This window comes from Brachybacterium sp. FME24 (genome assembly GCF_014897705.1).
GTDB lineage: Bacteria > Actinomycetota > Actinomycetes > Actinomycetales > Dermabacteraceae > Brachybacterium.
This window is the reverse complement of sequence record NZ_JABUXV010000026.1, coordinates 1-21,066: the sequence shown is the minus strand read 5'-3', so window position 1 is coordinate 21,066 and position 21,066 is coordinate 1. Positions and strand designations below refer to the sequence as shown.

The following is a 21,066-nucleotide window of genomic DNA, read 5'->3' as shown; positions in this document are numbered from 1 at the left end:
GCGGTCGGTGGCTCAGCGCCGGGTGGGTGGCGGCGGGTCCGCTTCGGTCTGCAGCTCCAGCGCCTGCTCCGGCAGCGGATCACGGAGCGAACGCTCCAGCAGCAGCTGCTGCGAGCCGAACTCCTCGAGCCCCTTGCGCACGGTGAAGCCGAGCTTGCGCAGCAGGGCGACGCTGCGCTTGTTCCGGGTCTGGCTGATCGCGATCACGTGATCGTCCTCGAGGGCATGGCGCGCCCAGGAGAGCAGCGCGATGCAGGACTCCGCGGCGTACCCCTGCCCGGTCCATTCCGGGAGCAGGGCGTAGGAGAGCTCGAGCTCCCCGCGGTCGTAGTCCAGGGTGATCGACCCGATCATCGTGTCGTCCTCATGGCGGACGAGGGCCCAGCGGCCCCACGTGAGATCCAGCGGCGAGAGCTCCAGCGCCTGCCGCGACGCGTAGTCCACGGCACCGCCGAGGTACTCCCGGGTCACAGGATCGGTGAGCAGACGGATCACCGCCTCGCGGTCGCCGTCGCCCGGCGGGCGGATCATCAGCCGAGGGCTGGGGATCCGGACCGGCCATTCGCTCGTGCCTTCCTTCGTCACGGGTCCACCGTACAAGGTCCGGGTGCTGCGTCCTTCGTTTTCCTGGCCAGTTGCACGGGGTTTCCGTGCAGATGTCCGCGGGTGCCACGAGGCGCGGGGAGCAACGGTATGGTGACTTCTGCGGCACGCCGAGGTGACGCACCCTGTCGGCTCACGAGCACGTGCCGTGTGACGCAGCCGGGCGGTGATCCCGCCCCGTGACGAGAAGGAGCATGATGGTCGAGCAGGCTCTGCGCAGCACCATGCTGGAGACGGTCCACGAGTCGCTCGGAGCGACGTTCACCGATTTCGCGGGCTGGCGCATGCCGGTCCGCTACGACTCGGATCTCGCCGAGCACGCGGCGGTCCGGGAGCGTGCGGGGCTCTTCGATCTCAGCCACATGGGCGAGATCCATCTGCGCGGCCCGCAGGCGGCCGACGCCCTCGACCATGCGCTCGCCGGGAAGCTGTCGGCGATGTCCGTCGGACGCGCGAAGTACTCGCTGCTGCTGACGCAGGACGGCGGCGTGATCGACGACGTCATCACCTATCGCCTGGCCGAGGACCACTTCATCGTGGTCGCCAACGCCTCCAACGCGGAGGTCGACGCCCAGGAGCTCACGACGCGTGCCGCCGGCTTCGACGCGGAGGTCGACGACGCCTCGGACCGCACCGCCCTGATCGCCGTGCAGGGCCCGGCCAGCGAGGAGATCCTGCTGCGCGCCCTGACCACCGGTGACAGCGGTGTCGAGGGCATCGGCGCCGAGGATCTCCGGGAGATGAAGAACTACCGCTTCGCCGAGGGCACCTACCGCGGGGAGCAGCTGCTGATCGCCCGCACCGGCTACACCGGGGAGGACGGCTTCGAGCTGTACGTCCCCGACGAGCTCGCCGCAGTCCTGTGGGAGCAGCTGACCGTTGCCGGCGGCGAGGACCTCACCCCATGCGGCCTCGCCTGCCGCGACACCCTGCGCCTCGAGGCCGGGATGCCGCTGTACGGCCACGAGCTCGGCCGGGATCTGTACCCCGCCCAGTCGGGCATGGCACGGGTCGTGGCCCTGACGTCCAAGGGCGATTTCGTCGGCCGCGAAGGCGTCGAGGCGGCGGACCTGTCCGATCGCCCCGTGCTGGTGGGCCTGGTCGCCGAGGGCCGACGAGCCGCCCGCGCCGACGCGAAGGTGCGCGACACCGAGGGGCGCGAGGTCGGGGCCATCACCTCCGGGGTGCTCTCGCCGACCCTCGGCCACCCCATCGCCATGGCCTTCGTGCGCCCGACCGTGACCGAGGTGGGCACCGAGCTGATCGCTGATGTGCGCGGCAAGGACCTCCCGGTGCGCGTCGTCGCCCTGCCGTTCTACTCCCGCGCCTGACCTCTCATCTCCCGGGCCTGACCTCAGCCCTCCACCCCTCGCCTGAATCCGGTCCCCGACCGGTCGCTCCAGAGTTTCCCGTTCGATCCCCGTTGTGTCTCCCGGAAGGACCATCCTCATGACCGCAGAACTCCTCTACAGCAAGGACCACGAGTGGGTCCGCGTCGACTCCGACGGCGTGGCCGTCGTCGGCGTGACCGACTACGCGGCCGAGCAGCTCGGCGACGTCGTCTACGTCGATCTGCCCGAGGCCGGCGCCGACATCTCCGCCGGCACCGAGATGGGTGAGATCGAGTCCACCAAGTCCGTCTCGGACCTGTTCTCCCCGATCGACGGCACCGTCACCGAGGTCAACCAGGCCGTGGTCGACGCCCCGGAGCTCGTGAACTCCTCGCCGTTCGACGAGGGCTGGCTGGTCAAGGTCAGCTTCGCCGCGCTGCCCGAGGATCTGCTGAGCGCCGAGGACTACACAGCCTTCACCCAGTCCTGACCGACCGGGAGGCGGCCGCATCGTGTGCGCGGTCGCCCCGGCCGTCGGGCCCACGCACCCACCGAGAACCGCGACACCCCAGGGGCACCTCTTCATGACCGCTTCGTCCGTGCATGCGCACGACTCCTTCGTCCGCCGCCATGTCGGCACCGATCCCGATGCGCAGCGTCGCATGCTCGAGGTCCTCGGCTACGAGACCGTGGACGAGATGCTGACGGCCGCCGTGCCCAGCACGATCCTGCTGGAACCGGAGGGCCGGGACGCGGTCTCCTCGGTGCCGGCAGGGATCACCGAGACCGCTGCGCTGGCCGAGCTGAAGGCTCTCGCCGATCGCAACACCGTGCGGCGCTCCCTGATCGGTCTGGGCTACCACGGCACCCACACGCCCGCCGTGATCCAGCGCAACGTCCTGGAGAACCCGGCCTGGTACACCGCATACACGCCGTACCAGCCGGAGATCTCCCAGGGCCGGCTCGAGGCGCTGCTGACCTTCCAGACCATGATCTGCGACCTCACCGGGATGGATGTCTCCAATGCATCGACCCTGGACGAGGCCAGCTCCGCGGCCGAGGCGCTCATGCTCGCCCGCCGCACCGCCAAGCGCAACGGGAACGTGTTCCTGGTGGACACCGATGCGCTGCCCGCCACGAAGGCCGTGCTGCGCGGCCGCGCCGACGGACTCGGCATCGAGCTGCGCGAGGTGGACTTCGCCCGCGACGGCGCTCCCGAGGGCGACTACTTCGGGGCCTTCATCCAGTATCCCGGGGCCTCCGGCCGCATCTGGGATCCCCGGGACGTCATCGCCGAGGTGAAGTCCACCAAGGCCGTCGCGATCGTCTCCGCCGATCTGCTGGCGCTGACGATGCTCGCCTCGCCGGGCTCGCTCGGGGCCGACGTCACCGTGGGCAGCTCCCAGCGCTTCGGCATCCCGCTCGGCTTCGGCGGCCCCCACGCGGGCTTCGTCGCCGTGCGCAAGGGCCTCGAGCGCCAGCTGCCCGGCCGGCTCGTGGGGGTCTCCGTCGACGCCGAGGGCAACCCCGCCTACCGGCTCTCGCTGCAGACCCGCGAGCAGCACATCCGCCGCGAGAAGGCCACCAGCTCGATCACCACCGCCCAGGTGCTGCTCGCCGTGATGGCAGCCATGTACGCCGTCTACCACGGCCCCGAGGGGCTCACCCGGATCGGTCGCCAGGTCGCCGATCGCACCGCGACCCTCGCCGCCCATCTCGTGGCCAGCGGCTTCGAGCTCGTCGGGGACTCCTTCTTCGACACCCTCGAGGTGCGCGCGACAGGACAGGCCCAGGACATCGTCGCGGCCGCGGGGGAGGCAGGCTTCCTGGTCCATGCCGTGGGCGACGACCTCGTGCACCTCTCCCTGGACGAGACCATCACGTCGGCCGATCTGCAGGCGATCGCCGCAGTGTTCGCGCCCTACGCCCAGAACCCCGGCCAGGAGCTGGCCGAGACCGCCTCGGGCGGAGCCTGGGGAGGGCTGGCGCGCGAGGACGCCTTCCTCCAGCACCCGGTGTTCTCCTCCTTCCGGTCCGAGACCGCGATGATGCGCTACCTGCGCCGTCTCGCGGACCGTGACTTCGCCCTGGACCGGGGGATGATCCCGCTGGGCTCGTGCACCATGAAGCTCAACTCCGCCACCGAGATGGCAGGCGTCACCTGGGCGGGCTTCAACGCGATCCATCCCTTCGCCCCGCGCGAAGACGTCGAGGGCTATCTCGAGCTGATCACCCAGCTGGAGACCTGGCTGACGGACCTCACCGGCTACGACACCGTGTCCCTGCAGCCCAACGCCGGCTCGCAGGGCGAGTTCGCGGGGCTGCTCGCGATCCGCGCCTATCACGCCTCCCGCGGCGAGAGCGGCCGTGAGGTGTGCCTGGTGCCGAGCTCCGCGCACGGCACCAATGCCGCCAGCGCCGTCAACGCCGGCCTGCGGGTGGTGGTCGTCGCCTCCGATTCCCGCGGCAATATCGACCTCGAGGACCTGAAGCAGAAGATCAAGGACCACGGCGATGAGCTCGCCGCCCTCATGATCACCTACCCCTCCACGCACGGCGTGTACGAGGAGGAGGTGCGCACCGTCTGCGAGCTGGTGCACGACGCCGGCGGCCAGGTCTACGTCGACGGGGCGAACCTCAACGCCCTGCTGCAGGTCGCCCGTCCCGGTGAGTTCGGGGGCGATGTCTCGCACCTGAACCTGCACAAGACCTTCTGCATCCCCCATGGCGGCGGCGGGCCGGGCGTGGGACCGGTGGCAGCCAAGGCGCACCTGGCCCCGTTCCTGCCCGGCCATTCCGCGATGCAGCAGCAGGAGCACCCGGTGACGGGCCAGGGTCTGCAGCCCCACGGCGGCTCCGCGGTCTCGCAGGCCCCCTACGGCTCACCGTCGATCCTGCCGATCTCGTGGACCTACATCCGGCTCATGGGACCGGAGGGGCTGCGCCACGCGACCGCCTCGGCGGTGCTCGCGGCCAATTACATGGCCCACCGCCTCTCCGAGGTCTACGACGTGCTGTACACCGGGGAGAACGGGCTGGTCGCCCACGAGTGCATCGTCGATCTGCGACCCTTCACAGCCCGCACCGGGATCACCGTCGACGACGTCGCCAAGCGACTCATCGACTATGGCTTCCACGCTCCGACCATGTCGTTCCCAGTCGCCGGGACCTTCATGATCGAGCCGACGGAATCCGAGGACCTCGCCGAGATCGACCGCTTCGTCGACGCGATGGTGATGATCGCCAAGGAGGCCGAGGAAGTGCTCGCCGGCACCTGGCCTGCCGACGACAATCCTCTGGTGGGCGCTCCGCACACGGCAGCGTCGATCGCGACGGGGGAGTGGACCCACCCCTACTCCCGCGAGATCGCGGTGTACCCGGGCAGCTGGACGACGCCCGAGGACCTGTCCACGCACGACAGTGCACAGATGCGGATCCAGTCGAAGTACTGGCCGCCGGTGCGCCGCATCGACCAGGCCTACGGGGACCGGAATCTGGTCCCGACCTGGCCCGGTGACGAGCAGTGATGCAGCACGAGCGCGCGTGATCTCGCACGGTCCTGTGTGAACAGCTGTGACGCCCCGGTTTCCGGCCGGGGCGTCGCAGCTCCTAACCTCGGGGCATGACGAAGATCCTCACCACCCACGCCGGTTCCCTTCCCCGCAGCCCGGAGCTGATCGCGGCCAACGCCGCGCGCCCGGTGGGGGAGGACGGGCTGACCCCAGCGCCCACCGCCGAGTTCCGCGAGGTGCTGCAGCGCGCCGTCGCCGACGTCGTCGCCAAGCAGCGTGCGATCGGCATCGCGATCCCCAACGACGGGGAGTACGGGCATCTGATGGGATCAGCCGTGAACTACGGCGCGTGGTGGTCCTACATCTTCGACCGCGTCAGCGGCCTGGAACTGACCGGCAGCGATCACTTCTCCAGCGAACCCGTGCGCTCGGGACCCGGGGACGTGCGCCTGACGACCTTCCCCGACCGTCGCGACTGGACGATCTTCGCCGACGCCTACCAGGACCCGACCTCGGGCATCACGGTCGGCGCCCAGACCACGTTCCCGGCGGCGACCGGCGCGGTCGCGTTCTCGGACGTCGGCCGCGAGCTCGTCGACCAGGACACCGGGAACATCACGGCAGCGCTCGCGACCGCCGGCTACGAGCACGGCTTCCTCAACTCCCTCTCGCCGGGCTCCGGCAGCCGCATCAACGATGATCACTACGGCGACGAGGACGCCTTCCTCGATGCCTGGGTCGAGGTCATGCGGCCCGAGTACGAAGCGATCGCGGCGGCCGGGCTCACCGTCCAGATCGATGATCCCTCGATCGCCGAGAACTGGGACCAGATCAACCCCGAGCCCTCCGTCGAGGACTACCTCGCCTTCACCCGCAAGCGAGTGGACGCCGTCAACCGTGCCCTGGTCAACGTCCCCACCGAGCAGACCCGCTTCCACCTGTGCTGGGGCTCCTGGCACGGCCCCCACACCACCGACATCGAGTTCCGTCACATCGCCCCGCTGCTGCTGAAGATCGACGCGAAGTACTACAGCTTCGAAGCCGCCAACGTGCGCCATGAGCACGAGTGGACCGTGTGGCAGGACCTGGAGCTGCCCGAGGACAAAGTGCTCGTGCCCGGCATCGTCTCCCATGCCACCAATGTCGTCGAGCATCCCGAGCTGGTCGCCCAGCGCCTCGAACGCTTTGCACGACTGGTGGGCCCGGAGCGGGTCATCGGCTCCACCGACTGCGGCCTCGGCGGGCGGATCCACCCGCAGATCGCCTGGGCGAAGCTCGACTCCCTCGTGCAGGGCGCCGAGATCGCCTCGCGTCGGCTCTGAGCGGACTGCGCACCGGGCTCGTTCCCCCTCTCGCCCCAAGAATTCACCGTCCTGTCGCCGGGAGGTCACGCAAGTGGGGGAGCGACGTCAACGGAGGGGGTCACGCTCAGGAGCGTGAGGATTCTTGTTGTAGCCGAATCGTTCCTGCCACACATGAACGGGGTCACCAACTCGGTGCTCCGTGTCGTGGACCATTTCGCCGCAGCCGGTGACGATGTCGCGATCATCGCTCCGCAGTGGCCCGGTGCCGAGAAGTTCGTACGGACCTCCTGCGGGCGCAAGATCCGGGTTCGCCGCATCGCCTCGGCCCCGTTGCCCGGCTACGCCGATGTGCGTGTCGCCGCCACCAGCGCCGCCACGATGCGCCGGCATATCCAGGACTTCCAGCCCGACGTCATCCACCTCGCCTCGCCGACCATCCTGGGCGGCCGCGCCGTGGTCGCGGCCCAGAAGGCGGGAGTTCCCACGGTCGCCGTCTACCAGACCGACATCCCGGGGTACACGGCCCGTTACGGCATGCCCTTCCTCGAGAGCGCCACCTGGCAGCTGCTCAAGGATGTCCACCATCGCGCCACACTCACCCTCGCCCCCTCCACCGCGACCCGCGATCAGCTGATCGAGCACGGTATCGAGCGTGTGCACCTGTGGCGACGCGGCGTGGACACCTCGCTCTTCTCGCCCTCGCTGCGCAGTGCGGAACTGCGGGCCACCTACGCGGACCCGGGGGAGAAGCTCGTGGTGTACGTGGGTCGTCTCGCCCCGGAGAAGCAGGTCGGGGATCTCAAGGTCATCCACGACATGCCCGGAGTGCGCCTGCTGATCGTCGGAGACGGCCCGGACCGGGAGGCGCTGCGCCGGCTGATGCCCCGGGCGCGCTTCGCCGGCTTCCGCTCCGGCACCGACCTGGCGGCACACCTGGCCAGCGCTGATCTGTTCATCCATCCCGGCGAGCTCGAGACCTTCGGGCAGACCATCCAGGAGGCCATGGCCTCGGGCCTGCCGGTGATCGCACCCCGCCGCGGCGGCCCGGTGGACCTCATCTCGCCCAGCCGCACCGGGTGGCTCTACACCCCGGGAATGCTCGACGAGCTGCGGGAGCAGGCCAGCGACCTGCTGTTCGACGATGCCAAGCGGCTCGCCTTCGGGCAGGCGGCCCTGGAATCCGTGCACAAGCGCACCTGGCCCGTGCTCACCGAGCAGCTGCGCGGCTACTACGCCAGGGCCATCGAGCAGCACCTGGCGACCCGCCCCGCGCACCGGAGTGCCGGCCTGTCACATTCGGCCACATAGCTCGCCCCGGCCCCTGCCCGCAGGGTGAACTGTGGTTGTCGCCGACCCGGCGGCTCGGTTCTCCGCGGAAAGGAACACCATCATGGCGCAGCGCTCCACCCGTCGCCCGCTCATCGGCGTGACCGCAGGGACCAAGGCCATGATGACCGGCGCCTGGGCGGGCCATGACGCCGTGGTGGTCACTGAGCACTACGTGCGGGCACTGCGCGAGGCCGGCGCCCGCCCCGTGATCATCGCCCCGCAGGACGCCTGGAGCGACGAGGAGATCGCAGAGCTCGACGGACTCGTGCTCACCGGCGGCACGGACCTCGATCCCGCTGCCTGGGGCGAGGAGGCGCTGGTCACCGATATGGATCCCGATCCGGAACGAGATGCCTTCGAGACCGCGCTGTACCGCGCCGCTCGTCGTGCGGACGTGCCCGTTCTCGGGATCTGTCGCGGACTGCAGATCATCGTCATCGCCGAGGGCGGCGAGCTGCACCGCCACCTGCCCCACGACGTCCCGGCGCACCCCACCACCTCCGAGCGCCCCACCCGCGTCGAAGCCGGCATCGACGCCGCCAGCGACCTCGCCGTCGCCCTGGGCACGCGCGCCGACGTCACCGCGTACCACCATCAGGGGGTGCGCTCGGTCGGCGGAGACCTGCGGATCGTGGCGCGTCACGACAGCGGGCTCCCGCTCGCCGTCGAGGCGGGCTCGGGGTCGAGCGTGCTCGCGGTGCAGTGGCACCCCGAGGTCGACGGGGAAGGCGGTGCCGCCGTCTTCGAGAGCCTGCTCACGGCCGTCCGGCACCGCGACGCGGCCGCACCTCTGCCCGCGCTGGTCTAAGATGGTGCTGACTGTTCGCGCCTTCGGAGCGAACGGAGCAATCGGGTGACACGGAGGAATATCCACCATGAACGACCAGCAGGCGACACGTGCTGCCGAGGCCGAGGTCATGGCCGAATCCGCGGAGCAGCGGGAGGGCAACCAGACGTCGAACGGCAATAACCTGGCGCTGAGCATCGTGCTGTTCATCGTGCTGTTCGCCCTCTTCGCCGGGGGGCTCTACGTCATGAGCCTGTTCACCGCGGTGACCTTCGTCGTCGGTCTGGGCATGTGCCTGCTCGCCCTGCTCGGCACCTTCGACCTGGTGCCGCGCTTCCTCACCTGATCGAGCAGATCTGACTTCGACTCATGCCCGGCGCCTCACGGCGGCCGGGCATGAGTCGTTCCGGGGCGGGATCCCGCCCGACCTCACCTGGTCAGCAGGTCACGATCCGTGCGCACGGTCGAGACGGACGATCGACTCCAGCGCCACGACGATCATGTCCTCGAACGTCTCCTGGCGTTCGTGGGCGCTGGTCTCCTCGCCGGTGACCAGGTGATCCGAGACGGTGCAGACCGCCAGTGCCCGTCGCGAGAACTGCGCGGCGAGGGTGTAGAGCGCGGCGGCCTCCATCTCCACACCCAGCACCCCGTACTCGGCGAGCGTCGAGGTGATCTCGGGATCAGGGTTGTAGAACTGATCGCCGGAGAAGAGACCACCGGGAACGATCGGCAGCAGCTTCTCCTCGGCCACGTCGGCCGCGATCCGCAGCAGTTCGAAGTCTGCAGCCGGGGCGTAGGACACGTGGCGGAAACGCGGCACGTTCATCGCGGAATCGGTGGAGGCGGCCACGCCGAGGATCACGTCGCGCACCTTCACCCGCTCGGAGAGACCCCCGCAGGTTCCGACCCGGATGATGGCCTGGACGTCATGGTCGTCGAAGAGCTCCTGGGCGTAGATGGCGATCGAGGGCTGGCCCATCCCGGAGCCCTGGGCGGAGATGCGGACGCCGGCGTAGGTGCCGGTGTACCCGAGCATCCCGCGCACATCGTTGTACTGGACAGGGTCCTCGAGGAAGGTTTCGGCGATCCAGCGGGCGCGGTAGGGATCGCCGGGCATGAGCACGTACGGGGCGATCTGGTCGGGTGAGGCACCGATGTGTGTCGACATGGCCACAGGCTACGGCGGGCCGCAGTGCCCGGCGCGCAGCCGGGCGGGGTGTTGGCGAAACGGGTTGGTTTCCTGCGACGGCTCCCGGACAATAGGTGATCGTGAACGTTCACTCCTCGGCTGGCGCGCGTGCATCCGCCCTCCCCGCTGACGTCCGTCGGGCGCGGTGGGCGGTCTCCCTGGTCTTCTTCCTCAACGGCGCCTCGTTCTGCGCGATCCTGCCCCGATACCCCGAGCTGGTCGAGAGCATCGGACTGTCCAACACGGCGTTCGGGCTCGCCGTCGGGATCGGACCCATCGGCGGTCTGGTCGCCGGTCTGGGAGCGGCGACCCTGATGTCCCGTTTCGGCTCCGCACGGGTCGCCGTCATCGCGCAGATCATCGCCTCGACGACGCACCTGGCCGTGTACCTCTCGGGCTCCTGGCTCTGGCTCGCCGCCTCCCTCGTGCTCGCCATGGCGGCCGACTCGATCACCGATATCGCCATGAATGCCCACGGCATGCGCGTGGAGCGCCGGTACCGCCGATCCATCATGAACAGCTATCACGGCTGGTGGTCCCTGGGCGCCGTCTGCGGCGGCCTGGTCGGTGCGGCCTGCGCCCAGCTCGGCATGCCGCTGTGGATCCAGGGGATCATCGGGCTGGTCGCCTTCGGCGTTCTGGCCGCTGCGTCGCTGCGGTTCATGCTGCCCGGCCACGATGCCACCGAGCGCCCCTCGACCGCCGGTGCGACCGCCGCCTCCAGCGGGGAGGTGCCCGCGAACGTGGCCGCGGCAGGATTCCGCATCGCCGGCATGAGCCTGCGAGCGCTCGGCCTGGTCGCCGCGCTCGGCATGATCCTGGTGTTCGCCGGCTCCACCGAGGACGCCGGCAACACCTGGGGCGCCCTGTTCATGCACTCCACCTTCGAGGTCACTCCGTTCGTGGCAGGCATGGCCTTCGTCGCCCTGCAGGGAGCTCAGACCATCGGCCGCTTCACCGGTGACGTCGTCGTGGACCGGCTCGGGGATCGCACCACGGCGCGGCTCGGAGCACTGGTGGCCGCGCTCGGTATGACCTTCGCGCTGCTGCTGCCCAGCCCGGTCACCGCGATGATCGGCTTCGCCGCCGCCGGCTGGGGCGTGGCCACCCTGTTCCCGGCTGCCTACCGCGCGGCCGACGACATGCCTGGCGTGCCCCACGGCGTGGGCATCACGGTGGTGGGCTGGTTCGCGCGCCTGGGCTTCTTCGTCACCCCGCCGCTGATCGGTGCGCTCGCGGACGCGCTGACGCTGCGCTATGCGCTGTGGATGATGCCCGTGTACGCCCTGGGGATCCTGGTCTTCTCCGGCGTTCTCAGCACGCGTTCGCGCCGAGCCGCGACCGGGGCGGTCAGCGAGTGAGGAGGGATCGCGCAGTCAGAAACGACTGATGTCCCCGGCCCCCTCGCGGGCGATCTCGACGTCGCCGCCGGAGAGGTCCACGACCGTGGTCGGCTCGATGCCGACCTCACCGGAATCGATGATCACGTCGACCTGATCGCCCAGCAGGTCCTGCACCATCCATCCCTCCGAGGGCGGGTCCTCCTGGCCGGGCAGCAGAAGAGTGGAGGAGACGATCGGTTCGCCGAGCGCCTCGACCAGGGCATGGGCGACGCGATGGTCAGGGATCCGCACGCCGACGGTGTGCTTCTTGGGGTGCGCCATCCGCCGCGGAACCTCTTTGGTGGCGGGCAGGATGAACGTGTACGGCCCCGGAGTGGCGTTCTTGACCAGCCGGAACGTCGGGTTCGAGACGATGACGAACTGGCCGAGCTGCGCGAAATTCGCGCACACCAGCGTGAAGTGGTGATTCTTGTCGACCTGCCGGATACGGCGGATCCGCTCGAGGCTCTCGGTGGCGCCCAGTGAGCAGCCCAGGGCGTAGCAGGAGTCCGTGGGGTAGACGATCAGCCCACCGTTCTTGAGCACCTCGACCGCCTGATCGACGAGGCGCTGCTGCGGATCCACAGGATGGATGTCGAGATACCGGGCGGATGGTGCGGATCTGGCCATGCTCGATGCTACGTCGCGGGATCGGGGTCCGCCATGATGAAACGCGGCTCGGCCCCTCGGCGAGGCAGAAGGGCGGGGGCGGCAGCAGGAATCGGGCGGGGTCGAGCGCGAGGCGGGGCTCAGGCGACGACGACGAACTCGCGACCGATCCACTTGGTGCGTCGCAGTCGCAGCACGGCGCTGACCGGCAACGGGCCCTTGATGTGCGGATAGCCGCGGCCCTTGCCGTCCTGATCGGCTTCGATGTCCACGGCGATGCCTGCGGCCTCCACCCGTGCGGCATCGATCTCGAGGATCACGAGGTTCGACGGGCGATCCGGGTAGACGCGTTTGGCGACGACCGACACCTGTTCGGGCCAGGACGCATGGATATATCCGACCTCAGCCAGGTCGCGACCTCGGGTGGCTTGGGTATACGAGCCCTGCCGGGCTGCCGCCTCCCAGGCGGGCAACTCGGTGATGTGCCAGATCAGGGGCGCGGGCATGGGTGGCAGTGTACCGTGACCGGCATGGATGAGACCTCCGCCGGGCCGGGCGCGGTACGCCTGGTCCACGACGACGACCGCGACCGCTACAAGGCCATGGATGGCAGCGAGGTGGTCGGCGTCCTGTACTACGGAGACGAGGCGACGGACCCCGGCGCGACCGGCACCGACGTGACACGGGTCGTCCGTGATCTCCGCTCGACCGTGGTCGCCCCCGACCGCAGTGGCCACGGCGTCGGCTCGGCCCTGGTCCGGCTCGCCCTCGACGATGCCCGGGAGCACGAGCTCCGAGTGCGCGCCACCTGCTGGTTCGTCCGTGGCTGGATCCAGCGCCACCCCGAGTACGCCGATCTGCTCGAGACACCCGTGACCGACGAAGGGAAAGGGCCCCGATGACCTACCGCATCCTCGCCGTGTGCACCGGAAACATCTGCCGATCCCCGATGGCCGAGTACGCCGTGCGGGAGGCCCTCGAGCACGCAGGACTCTCCGATCGTGTCGACGTCGCCTCCGTGGGCACCACGGGCGAGGAGGTCGGCAGGCCGATCGACCCGCGAGCCGGGGCCCTGCTGCGCACCCACGGCATCGACGCCTCCGCGCACCGGGCCCGCCAGATGGGCGCGAAGGAGATCCTGCAGGCCGACCTCGTGCTGGCTCTGGATCACGATCACGTCGCTCCCGTGCAGCGCGTGGTGGGGGAGGAGAACCCCGAACGGCTGGCCATGGTGCGGGACTTCGCACCCGAGCCCGTCGCGGACACCGGCATTCGCGATCCCTGGTGGGGTGACGAGGGCGACTTCCAGATCGCCTGGGAGCAGATCACCGAAGCCACCGCCGGGATCCTCGCCCACGTGCGCGGCGAACTCGAGCGAGCCCAGGCGCCCGGAGCTCGTCGATGACGGAGCACGCAGCACCTGAACCGCTCGGGGCCCTGGAGACCGCGGCCACGATCCGTACCGGGGAGATCGACCTCCTCGAGCTCACCGAGCGCACGCTGGAATCTGCACGGGGGGTCGGCGCCGATGTCGGCGCCTTCGCCCATATCCTGGAGGACCTCTCCCGCGAGCAGGCCCGTGCTGCCGCCGACCGGTTGGCCCAGGCCCGCCGCACCGGTGGTCTCGACGAGCTCACCGCGAGGTCTCCGCTGCTGGGGGTCCCTCTGCCGATCAAGGACCTCACCCAGGTCGCCGGCGCCCCTTTCGAAGCCGGGAGCACGGCGCTGCGCGGGAACATCGCCCAGGTCACTGATGGGGTTGCCCAGCGGATCCTGGACGCGGGCACCGTCACGATCGGGAAGACCACCACCCCCGAGTTCGGCATGCCCTGCTACACCGAGCCCGCCACCGGCGCCCCGGCCCGTACTCCCTGGGATCTGCGCCGCACCGCCGGGGGGTCCAGCGGGGGCGCGGCCGCGGCGGTCGCGAGCGGCATCGTGCCGCTGGCCCATGGCTCCGACGGCGGAGGGTCCGTGCGGATCCCCGCCGCCTGCTGCGGCATCGTCGGGATCAAGCCGTCGCGGGGACTGGTCTCTCCTGGGCCGTACTCCACCGAAGGCATGGGCCTGGTCACCGATGGGATCCTCGCCCGCAGCGTGCGCGACGCCGCCGCGGGCCTCGACCTCGTGGCCGGGTCTCGGCCCGGCGACTACATGCCGCTGGCCCGAGGCGGCTCCCGCTACCTCGACCTGGTCGGTGACGCCCCGCGCCCCCTGAGGATCGCGATCCTCACCGAGCCGATCGCGGCCGACACCGAGGTGCATCCGGCCGCCCTGCGCGGCCTCGAACGTGCTGCGGAGCTGCTGCGGGGCCTCGGCCATACGACCGCGCGGATCCCTGCCCCGTTCACGGCCCAGGAGTGGTTGTCCTTCATGCCCCTGTGGACCGTCGGCGCTGCCACGATCCCGCTGACGGAGGAGCAGGAGGGGCAGCTGCTGGAGCTGACCCGATGGCTGCGGGAGCGGGGCCGTACCTACAGCGGCGTCGATCTCGCCCTCGCCCTCGGAGGAGTGCAGTCCCTCGCGCGCCGCACGGCAGAGGTGTTCGCCCCGTACGACGTGGTGCTCACCCCGTCCCTGTCCGGGCCGCCGGCCTTTCCGGGAGACCTGCAGCTGCCCGATGGCTCGAAGGACTTCGCGGCCCAGTGCGCTTTCACCCCGTGGACCAGCACCTGGAACATGATCGGCAATGCCGCGATCTCGGTGCCGCTGCACCGCGAGCACCTCGAGGGGATCGAGCTGCCCTTCGGTGTGCACCTGGGGGCGACCGGGCCCGGGCAGGACGCGCTGCTGCTGGCGCTGGCCGCGCAGCTCGAGGCGCATGATCCGTGGCCGCTGGTGCGCGAGCCCGACCTCGCATGACCGCGACCCCCGAGACGGCTGGACCCCAGTCGGTGCGATTGGACATCTGGCTGTGGAGCGCGCGGCTGATGCCGACCCGCTCGGCGGCCACAGCTGCCTGCCGCGGCGGCCACGTGCGCCGCAACGGCGAGGCCACCAAGGCCGCGCAGCGCATCGTGGTGGGCGACGAGCTCCGGCTCCGCTCACCGGGCCGGGAGCGGATCGTGATCGTCACGAAGGTCCTCGTCAAGCGGGTCGGGGCCCCGATCGCGAGGGAGGCCTACGAGGATCACAGCCCGCCGCCCCCGCCGCAGTTGGCGGCCGCTCCGCCTCGCCGTGAACGCGGTACCGGTCGACCCACCAAGCGGGAGCGTCGCGCCTTCGATCGGCTGCGCGGACGGGACGAGGATCCGCAGCCCTGAGGCCGTCGCCGCCAGGTCTCACCCGGCGTGCGAGAGCAGTTCCTGGCGGTTGCTGGTCAGGCGGCCGAGCAGTTGCGTCTCGGTGGAGACGACCTTCGGATTCGCGCCGTCGGCCAGCAGGCGCTGCCGGATCGAGGCGAGGTCCGCGCTCTCGCGGATGAATCTCTTCATCACGGGCTTTGCGCCGATCTGGTTCGCCCAGCGCTTGCCCTCGCGGCGGCCCTTCCAGGTCGCGAGCATGTCGACCTCCTCGTGGGTGAGCCAGCCCTGGTTCGCGTAGTCGCCCAAGCGGATCCGGGTCAGCCGCGACTCGTCCCAGATCAGCAGGACGATGAAGACCAGCCACAGCAAGGACAGGAGCGCCTCGGCACCGAACATGAGGATCGTGATGCCCAGACCGCTGCCGCCGATGGTGGCGGTGAGGTTCCAGGCGCAGTGGAGGGCGATGCCGGGGATCAGTGCCGGCACGAACACGAGCAGCCCCATGACGGTGCCCCACTTGCGCGCGACGAACGCGATGATGACGCCGGTCAGCGAGGTGTAGATCGCGTGGCCGAAGATGTTCAGCACGCCGCGGAAGAGGAACGAGAACAGCACCCCCCAGACGCCGGAGGCCTCGAGGCCGCGCGTGTAGTACAGGATGTTCTCGGTGAAGGCGAAGCCGCCGCCGATGAGGGCGCCGTAGATGAGCCCGTCCAGCGGACCGTTGAAGTAGCGCCGGGCCAGGAGCATGAGAAGGAGCAGTCCCAGTCCCTTGGTGATCTCCTCGACCAGGGGTGCGCTGACCACGGGGCCGACGAAAGCTGCGGCCTCCTCGCTCCCGGTGAGGATGAACGTCAGGATCCCCGCGCCGGTGTTGAGCCAGTAGCTGATGAAGGATGCCAGGGCCGCGCCCCACAGCACCGCGATGATCAGCAGCGGTATCGGCTGCGGATCCCAGCGATCGGCGAGCAGCATGACTCCGGTGATCAGGATCAGGGAGATCAGGGCGATGAACGCGGTGACGGGCCACCAGAGGGGATTCGCGCTGGAGTTCACCACGAACAGCAGGAAGAAGAACCCTAGGACCAGGAGCAGGAGGAGGCCCAGCACCACGACGGCGAGCCAGACGATGATGCTGACCGTGGGGAGCCTCGTGCCGTGCTGCGCGACCTCCTGCACCCGGCGCATCTGGGTGGACCAGGCCGACGGCGGCTGTGGTTGCCCGGGTCGTTGGATCTGCGCCGGCGCGAATCGCGCGGCGGTGAGACCGGAGGCGGGGCGCACCGAGGTGTCGTAGGAGCGTGGATTGCCGTAGTCGACATATCGCGGCTGTGAGGGGGAGCCTCCGCCGGAGGAGGGCGCACCGGGGCGCGGTCGCCCGTTGGGCATGTACTGGCCGTTCTGCGGCTGGTACGGGGGCTGTGACATGAGGGCCTCGGTTTCGGCTGCAGGGTGGTCAGGAGTGGTGTGGAGCTCGGAGCGTCGTCAGCGTCTGATCCCCCATCCGCGACGGCGCTCGTGTCCGGTGCGATGCTACAGGGGTCCGGACTCATCATCTCGGATCGCGGTGCCGGCGGGGAACGATTGTGGACAGACGCCGGCTGGTCGGTCCGGCAACATCAAGAGTTGAGCGGAATAGACTCAATCCTCGGCTCGTTGGACAGATCGACGCACCGCACAGACCCAGGAAGGGAGCATCGTGGAGTTCCAGTTCACCACCCGCTCGCAGGAGGCCGTCGCGACGGCCGCGGAGTCGGCCGCGCAGCTCGGCAACCCCCAGATCAGCTCGATGCATCTGCTGTGGGCGCTGGCGGCCCAGCCCGACGGCATCGGCCGAGCCGTGCTCCGCGAGGTCGGCGCCGATCCGCAGGACGTGGCTCGGCGCGCCGAGCAGGCCGTCCAGTCGCTGCCACAGGTCAGCGGCAGCGGAGCGACAGAGGCTCCGACCTTCGTCGGCACCGGCTTCGACGCCCTCGAGGCAGCGCGGCGCGAGGCCGATGCACAGCAGCGCACGTACCTGTCGACCGAGCACCTGATGATCGGCATCGCGCTCGGCAAGGACGCGGCCGCCCGCCTGCTCTCCGCGGTCGGCGCGACGCCGGCCGCCCTTCGCGAGGCCGTATCCCGACTGACTCCAGGAGATGATCGTATGAACCAGATGGATTCCCAGAACCCGGAAGGCACCTTCCAGAGCCTCGAGAAGTTCGGCATCGACCTCACCGAACAGGCGATCGAGGGTCGCTTGGATCCGGTGATCGGTCGCGACGCCGAGATTCGTCGCGTGGTCCAGGTGCTCTCGCGTCGCACCAAGAACAACCCGGTGCTGATCGGCGAACCGGGCGTCGGCAAGACGGCCGTCGTGGAGGGGCTCGCCCAGCGCATCGTCGCCGGTGACGTGCCGGACTCGCTGCGCGGCAAGAAGCTGATCTCGCTGGACCTCGCCTCGATGGTCGCGGGCTCGAAGTACCGCGGCGAGTTCGAGGAGCGCATGAAGGCCGTGCTCGACGAGATCCGCACCAGCAACGGTCAGATCATCACCTTCATCGACGAACTCCACAACGTCGTCGGTGCCGGCGGCAGCGGTGACGGGTCGATGGACGCCGGCAACATGCTCAAGCCCATGCTCGCCCGCGGAGAACTGCGGATGGTCGGCGCGACCACCCTGGACGAGTACCGGGAGAACATCGAGAAGGACCCGGCGCTGGAGCGACGGTTCCAGCAGGTGTTCGTCGGCGAACCCAGCGTCGAGGACACGATCACCATCCTGCGCGGACTCAAGGACAAGTACGAGGCGCACCACAAGGTGTCCATCACCGATGCCGCCCTGGTGGCCGCCGCGACGCTGTCCTCGAGGTACATCTCGGGGCGCCAACTGCCCGACAAGGCCATCGACCTCGTCGACGAGGCCGCGTCCCGACAGCGCATGGAGCTCGATTCCTCGCCGGAGGAGCTGGACATCCTGCACCGGCAGGTGGACAGGTTGAAGATGGAGGAGCTGGCGCTGAGCGGCAGCGAGGACCCGGGCAGCATCGCCCAGCTGGAGTCGGTGCGCTCCCAGCTCGCGGACCGCACCGAGCAGATGACGAGCCTGTCGTCCCGCTGGGATCGGGAGAAGGCCGGTCTGAACCTGGTCGGCGATCTGAAGGCGCGCCTCGAGAAGCTGCGCATGCAGGCCGATCGTGCTCAGCGCGAAGGCGATCTGACCGCCGCGTCGAAGATTCTCTACGGTGACATCCCCGAGCTGAAGATGCAGCTCGTGGACGCCGAGGAGAAGGAGGCCGCAGGCGGCCTGGAGGGCGAGCGGCCGTTGGTCTCCGATCATGTCGGGCCGGACGACATCGCTGATGTGGTGGGCAGCTGGACAGGGATCCCTGCTGGGCGCCTGCTGCAGGCGGAGAGCCAGAAGCTGCTGGAGATGGAGGACCTCATCGGGCAGCGGCTGATCGGTCAGCAGCGGGCCGTCGGCGAGGTCTCCGATGCGGTGCGACGTGCTCGCGCAGGGATTGCCGATCCCGACAGGCCCACGGGATCGTTCCTGTTCCTGGGCCCGACGGGCGTGGGCAAGACCGAGCTGGCCAAGGCCCTGGCGGATTTCCTCTTCGACGATGAGCGGGCCATGGTCCGTATCGACATGTCGGAGTACGGCGAGAAGCACACCGTGTCCCGGCTGGTCGGGGCGCCACCCGGCTATGTCGGCTATGACGAGGGCGGTCAGCTCACCGAGGCCGTGCGGCGCAGGCCGTACTCGGTGGTGCTGCTCGATGAGATCGAGAAGGCCCATCCCGATGTGTTCGATGTGCTGCTGCAGGTGCTGGACGACGGCCGGCTGACCGATGGGCAGGGCAGGACCGTGGACTTCCGCTCCTCGATCCTGATCCTCACGTCGAACCTCGGCGCGCATGCACTGCAGGATCCGACGCTCACGGAGAAGGAGAAGCATGAGCGCGTGATGCAGGTGGTGCGGGCCTCCTTCAAGCCGGAGTTCCTGAACCGACTGGACGACGTGGTGATGTTCGATGCGCTCTCCCGGGAGCAGCTCTCGCGGATCGTCTCCCTCCAGATCGCGGAGGTCGCGACCCGGCTCGAGGACCGGCGGATCTCTCTGGAGGTCGACGAGGCGGCGACGCTGTGGCTCGCCGCAGAGGGCTTCGACCCGATGTACGGGGCGCGGCCCCTGAAGCGACTGGTCCAGAAGCAGATCGGCGACGGGCTCGCGAGACTGATCCTCATGGGGGAGGTCCACGACGGCCAGAGAGTCCTGGTTCGAGCGCGCGAGGACGGCGCCGGGCTCGAGCTCGCAGTCGCCCCGGACGATGCCGACACCGCGACGGGACCCGGCGAGATGCCCTCCGAGGCGCTCTGAGCAGGAGCCTTCGCTGGGGACTGCCGCGGCAGGACCGGAGCACCCGGACCTGCCGCGGCTTCGTGCGGGTACGACGACTATCCCGACGTTGTCCATGTCACTCCTGCGGATCCCACGGCAGCGGAACGGCTCGACGGCGGGCGTCATACCAGTTCTCGGAGTCCAGGGCCTCCTGACGTGCAGAGGTCACGTACTCGCCCAGGGCATGGCCCTGTTCCTCCCCCTTTCGCAATTGTTCGGCAGCGAATGGGCTGATCGGTTCGAGGGCGTCCGCTGCGTGGCCCGCGATGTCGCCACTCGTGTCCGGAATATTCCAGATCGGGCTGGCTGTCGCGATTCCGGCCAGCCCCTCGTACTGGCGGTACGCGCCACGCTCACCGGCCCGTACGGCGCCGCCGATATCGCCACGCCCCAGGGCATCGGTCACCTCGCCGGTGGTGTGACCGGCGTTCGCCAGCAGAAAGTCGATCTCGCTGGTCACCTGACCGATCGTCGAGCCCTCCCCGACCACGAGGGAGGAGTTCGCGCGGGAGATCCGAGCCATGTCCACGACGGGAACGAACGAATCCAGGCCGTTGTCGACGAGAGTACTCTCGGTGCTGTCCAGCATTCCTTCCTGTGAGGAGTGCAGATCCATCAGCATCTGGACGCCGGCCGTGTACGGATTGAATCGCAGTGCTGCGCGGCGCAGGCTCTCCCCGTCCGCAAGGGCGTCGCGGGGGATGTCGTGGTCCTCGCCTTCCGGCAGCGGGCGACGGGTCTGTCCGAACGGTCCGCCGATCATGGGCCCGAGGTCGGGCATCTCGAACTCATCGATGAGATCGCGCAGTGTCGGCATCTTCTCGACGTCGATCGGGTGGGAGAACCCGGGCTGGAACGGATGGAACTCGGGAAAGTCCGGCCCGTCAGGGCTGTGGCTCGGGCGCAGGTCCGGCCATTCCGCCCGCACTCGTTCGAGCGGACCCATGCCCCCGTCGGCCCGGGAGGCGGCGGTCTGCTGTGTGCTTTCCTCCTGCAGCTGTTCGGCGCGTTCGCGGAGCACGCCGCACAGATCGGCGGCTGCTGTCGTCACCGCGCTGGTCCGGGCCCGATGAGCATCGGCGTCCGGGCCCGTCCACGTGACGGCGACTGAGGCGCCGCGCAGCACCTCGATCAGCCGGCGCAGGCGCTTCGCGCTCCTGACGATCCGCTCGACCAGCTCGTCCATGTCTTCGGTATCGCATCCCCACAAGGTGTCCATGCCGCGACCGTAGAGAGGGGACGGTGCCGCCGTCCCGGTCGAGGACCTCTTTGTGGACGCAGCACCATTGTGGAGGAACGATGTGCGACTCCGAGCCCGAGCCCGTGCCGGAGCCCTAGCTGTATGAGGTCATGACGTTGTCGACACGTTCGTGGACTCGGGTGGCCGG

Annotated in this window: 19 protein-coding genes; 13 read left to right on the top strand and 6 right to left on the bottom strand. The window is 69.5% G+C overall.

Annotated features, from left to right (window positions below):
* Window positions 1–12: 12 nt before the first annotated feature.
* On the bottom strand, window positions 13–585 hold the full coding sequence (locus tag INT51_RS20335) for a GNAT family N-acetyltransferase (protein WP_304502272.1): 573 nt from the start codon (window positions 583–585) through the stop codon (window positions 13–15).
* Between the two features lie 215 nt (window positions 586–800).
* Between INT51_RS20335 and gcvT the strand changes: the two genes are divergently transcribed.
* The 7 genes from gcvT to INT51_RS20300 all read left to right on the top strand — a co-directional run bounded on the left by gcvT (window position 801) and on the right by INT51_RS20300 (window position 9,212).
* Window positions 801–1,934, top strand: a complete 1,134-nt coding sequence (gene gcvT / locus INT51_RS20330) for a glycine cleavage system aminomethyltransferase GcvT (protein ID WP_193107239.1) — start codon at window positions 801–803, stop codon at window positions 1,932–1,934.
* 118 nt (window positions 1,935–2,052) lie between these two features.
* Window positions 2,053–2,424, top strand: a complete 372-nt coding sequence (gene gcvH / locus INT51_RS20325; protein ID WP_193107238.1) for a glycine cleavage system protein GcvH — start codon at window positions 2,053–2,055, stop codon at window positions 2,422–2,424.
* Window positions 2,425–2,518: 94 nt separating this feature from the next.
* Complete coding sequence (gene gcvP / locus INT51_RS20320) at window positions 2,519–5,461, top strand: aminomethyl-transferring glycine dehydrogenase (RefSeq protein ID WP_193107237.1); 2,943 nt, start codon at window positions 2,519–2,521, stop codon at window positions 5,459–5,461.
* 95 nt (window positions 5,462–5,556) lie between these two features.
* Window positions 5,557–6,768 carry a cobalamin-independent methionine synthase II family protein gene (locus tag INT51_RS20315; RefSeq protein WP_193107236.1) on the top strand — a complete coding sequence of 404 codons (1,212 nt, stop codon included), beginning with the start codon at window positions 5,557–5,559 and terminating at the stop codon, window positions 6,766–6,768.
* A gap of 114 nt (window positions 6,769–6,882) precedes the next feature.
* The gene (locus tag INT51_RS20310) at window positions 6,883–8,058 is read left to right on the top strand and encodes a glycosyltransferase family 1 protein (protein ID WP_193107235.1); all 1,176 of its coding nucleotides are present in this window, start codon (window positions 6,883–6,885) and stop codon (window positions 8,056–8,058) included.
* Between the two features lie 82 nt (window positions 8,059–8,140).
* Window positions 8,141–8,887: a gamma-glutamyl-gamma-aminobutyrate hydrolase family protein gene (locus INT51_RS20305; RefSeq protein ID WP_193107234.1), complete on the top strand. Its 747-nt coding sequence runs from the start codon at window positions 8,141–8,143 to the stop codon at window positions 8,885–8,887.
* 67 nt (window positions 8,888–8,954) lie between these two features.
* Window positions 8,955–9,212 (top strand): hypothetical protein, encoded by a 258-nt coding sequence (locus INT51_RS20300; RefSeq protein WP_226985994.1) that lies wholly within the window; start codon window positions 8,955–8,957, stop codon window positions 9,210–9,212.
* Window positions 9,213–9,311: 99 nt separating this feature from the next.
* On the opposite strand, the gene deoD is transcribed toward INT51_RS20300, so the two are convergent.
* Window positions 9,312–10,037, bottom strand: coding sequence for a purine-nucleoside phosphorylase (gene deoD, locus INT51_RS20295; protein WP_193107233.1), 726 nt, complete (start codon window positions 10,035–10,037; stop codon window positions 9,312–9,314).
* A gap of 101 nt (window positions 10,038–10,138) precedes the next feature.
* Here deoD and INT51_RS20290 point away from each other — a divergent pair, with 101 nt between their 5' ends.
* Complete coding sequence (locus tag INT51_RS20290; RefSeq protein WP_304502271.1) at window positions 10,139–11,419, top strand: MFS transporter; 1,281 nt, start codon at window positions 10,139–10,141, stop codon at window positions 11,417–11,419.
* 15 nt (window positions 11,420–11,434) lie between these two features.
* On the opposite strand, the gene INT51_RS20285 is transcribed toward INT51_RS20290, so the two are convergent.
* Window positions 11,435–12,070, bottom strand: a complete 636-nt coding sequence (locus tag INT51_RS20285; RefSeq protein WP_193107232.1) for an L-threonylcarbamoyladenylate synthase — start codon at window positions 12,068–12,070, stop codon at window positions 11,435–11,437.
* A gap of 119 nt (window positions 12,071–12,189) precedes the next feature.
* Entirely contained in the window at window positions 12,190–12,555 is a 366-nt protein-coding gene (locus tag INT51_RS20280) for a DUF952 domain-containing protein (protein ID WP_193107231.1), read from the bottom strand.
* 24 nt (window positions 12,556–12,579) lie between these two features.
* Between INT51_RS20280 and INT51_RS20275 the strand changes: the two genes are divergently transcribed.
* From INT51_RS20275 to INT51_RS20260, 4 genes are read left to right on the top strand one after another with little or no spacing between them, the layout of a single operon-like run.
* Window positions 12,580–12,951, top strand: coding sequence for a GNAT family N-acetyltransferase (locus tag INT51_RS20275; protein ID WP_193107230.1), 372 nt, complete (start codon window positions 12,580–12,582; stop codon window positions 12,949–12,951).
* Window positions 12,948–13,454 carry a low molecular weight protein-tyrosine-phosphatase gene (locus INT51_RS20270; protein ID WP_193107229.1) on the top strand — a complete coding sequence of 169 codons (507 nt, stop codon included), beginning with the start codon at window positions 12,948–12,950 and terminating at the stop codon, window positions 13,452–13,454. The genes INT51_RS20275 and INT51_RS20270 overlap by 4 nt, the downstream gene beginning before the upstream one ends.
* Entirely contained in the window at window positions 13,451–14,911 is a 1,461-nt protein-coding gene (locus INT51_RS20265; RefSeq protein WP_193107228.1) for an amidase, read from the top strand. Before INT51_RS20270 ends, INT51_RS20265 begins: the two co-directional genes overlap by 4 nt.
* Entirely contained in the window at window positions 14,908–15,312 is a 405-nt protein-coding gene (locus INT51_RS20260) for an RNA-binding S4 domain-containing protein (protein ID WP_193107227.1), read from the top strand. Before INT51_RS20265 ends, INT51_RS20260 begins: the two co-directional genes overlap by 4 nt.
* 18 nt (window positions 15,313–15,330) lie before the next feature.
* Here INT51_RS20260 and INT51_RS20255 read toward each other — a convergent pair whose 3' ends face one another.
* A complete protein-coding gene (locus tag INT51_RS20255) occupies window positions 15,331–16,722 on the bottom strand; it encodes a PrsW family intramembrane metalloprotease (protein WP_193107226.1) in 1,392 nt (463 codons plus the stop codon).
* Window positions 16,723–16,993: 271 nt separating this feature from the next.
* Here INT51_RS20255 and INT51_RS20250 point away from each other — a divergent pair, with 271 nt between their 5' ends.
* Window positions 16,994–19,657 carry an ATP-dependent Clp protease ATP-binding subunit gene (locus INT51_RS20250; RefSeq protein WP_193107225.1) on the top strand — a complete coding sequence of 888 codons (2,664 nt, stop codon included), beginning with the start codon at window positions 16,994–16,996 and terminating at the stop codon, window positions 19,655–19,657.
* A 97-nt stretch (window positions 19,658–19,754) separates the two neighbouring features.
* Here the strand turns inward: INT51_RS20250 and INT51_RS20245 are convergent, their stop codons facing one another.
* Window positions 19,755–20,897: a WXG100 family type VII secretion target gene (locus INT51_RS20245; protein ID WP_193107224.1), complete on the bottom strand. Its 1,143-nt coding sequence runs from the start codon at window positions 20,895–20,897 to the stop codon at window positions 19,755–19,757.
* Between the last annotated feature and the right edge of the window lie 169 nt (window positions 20,898–21,066).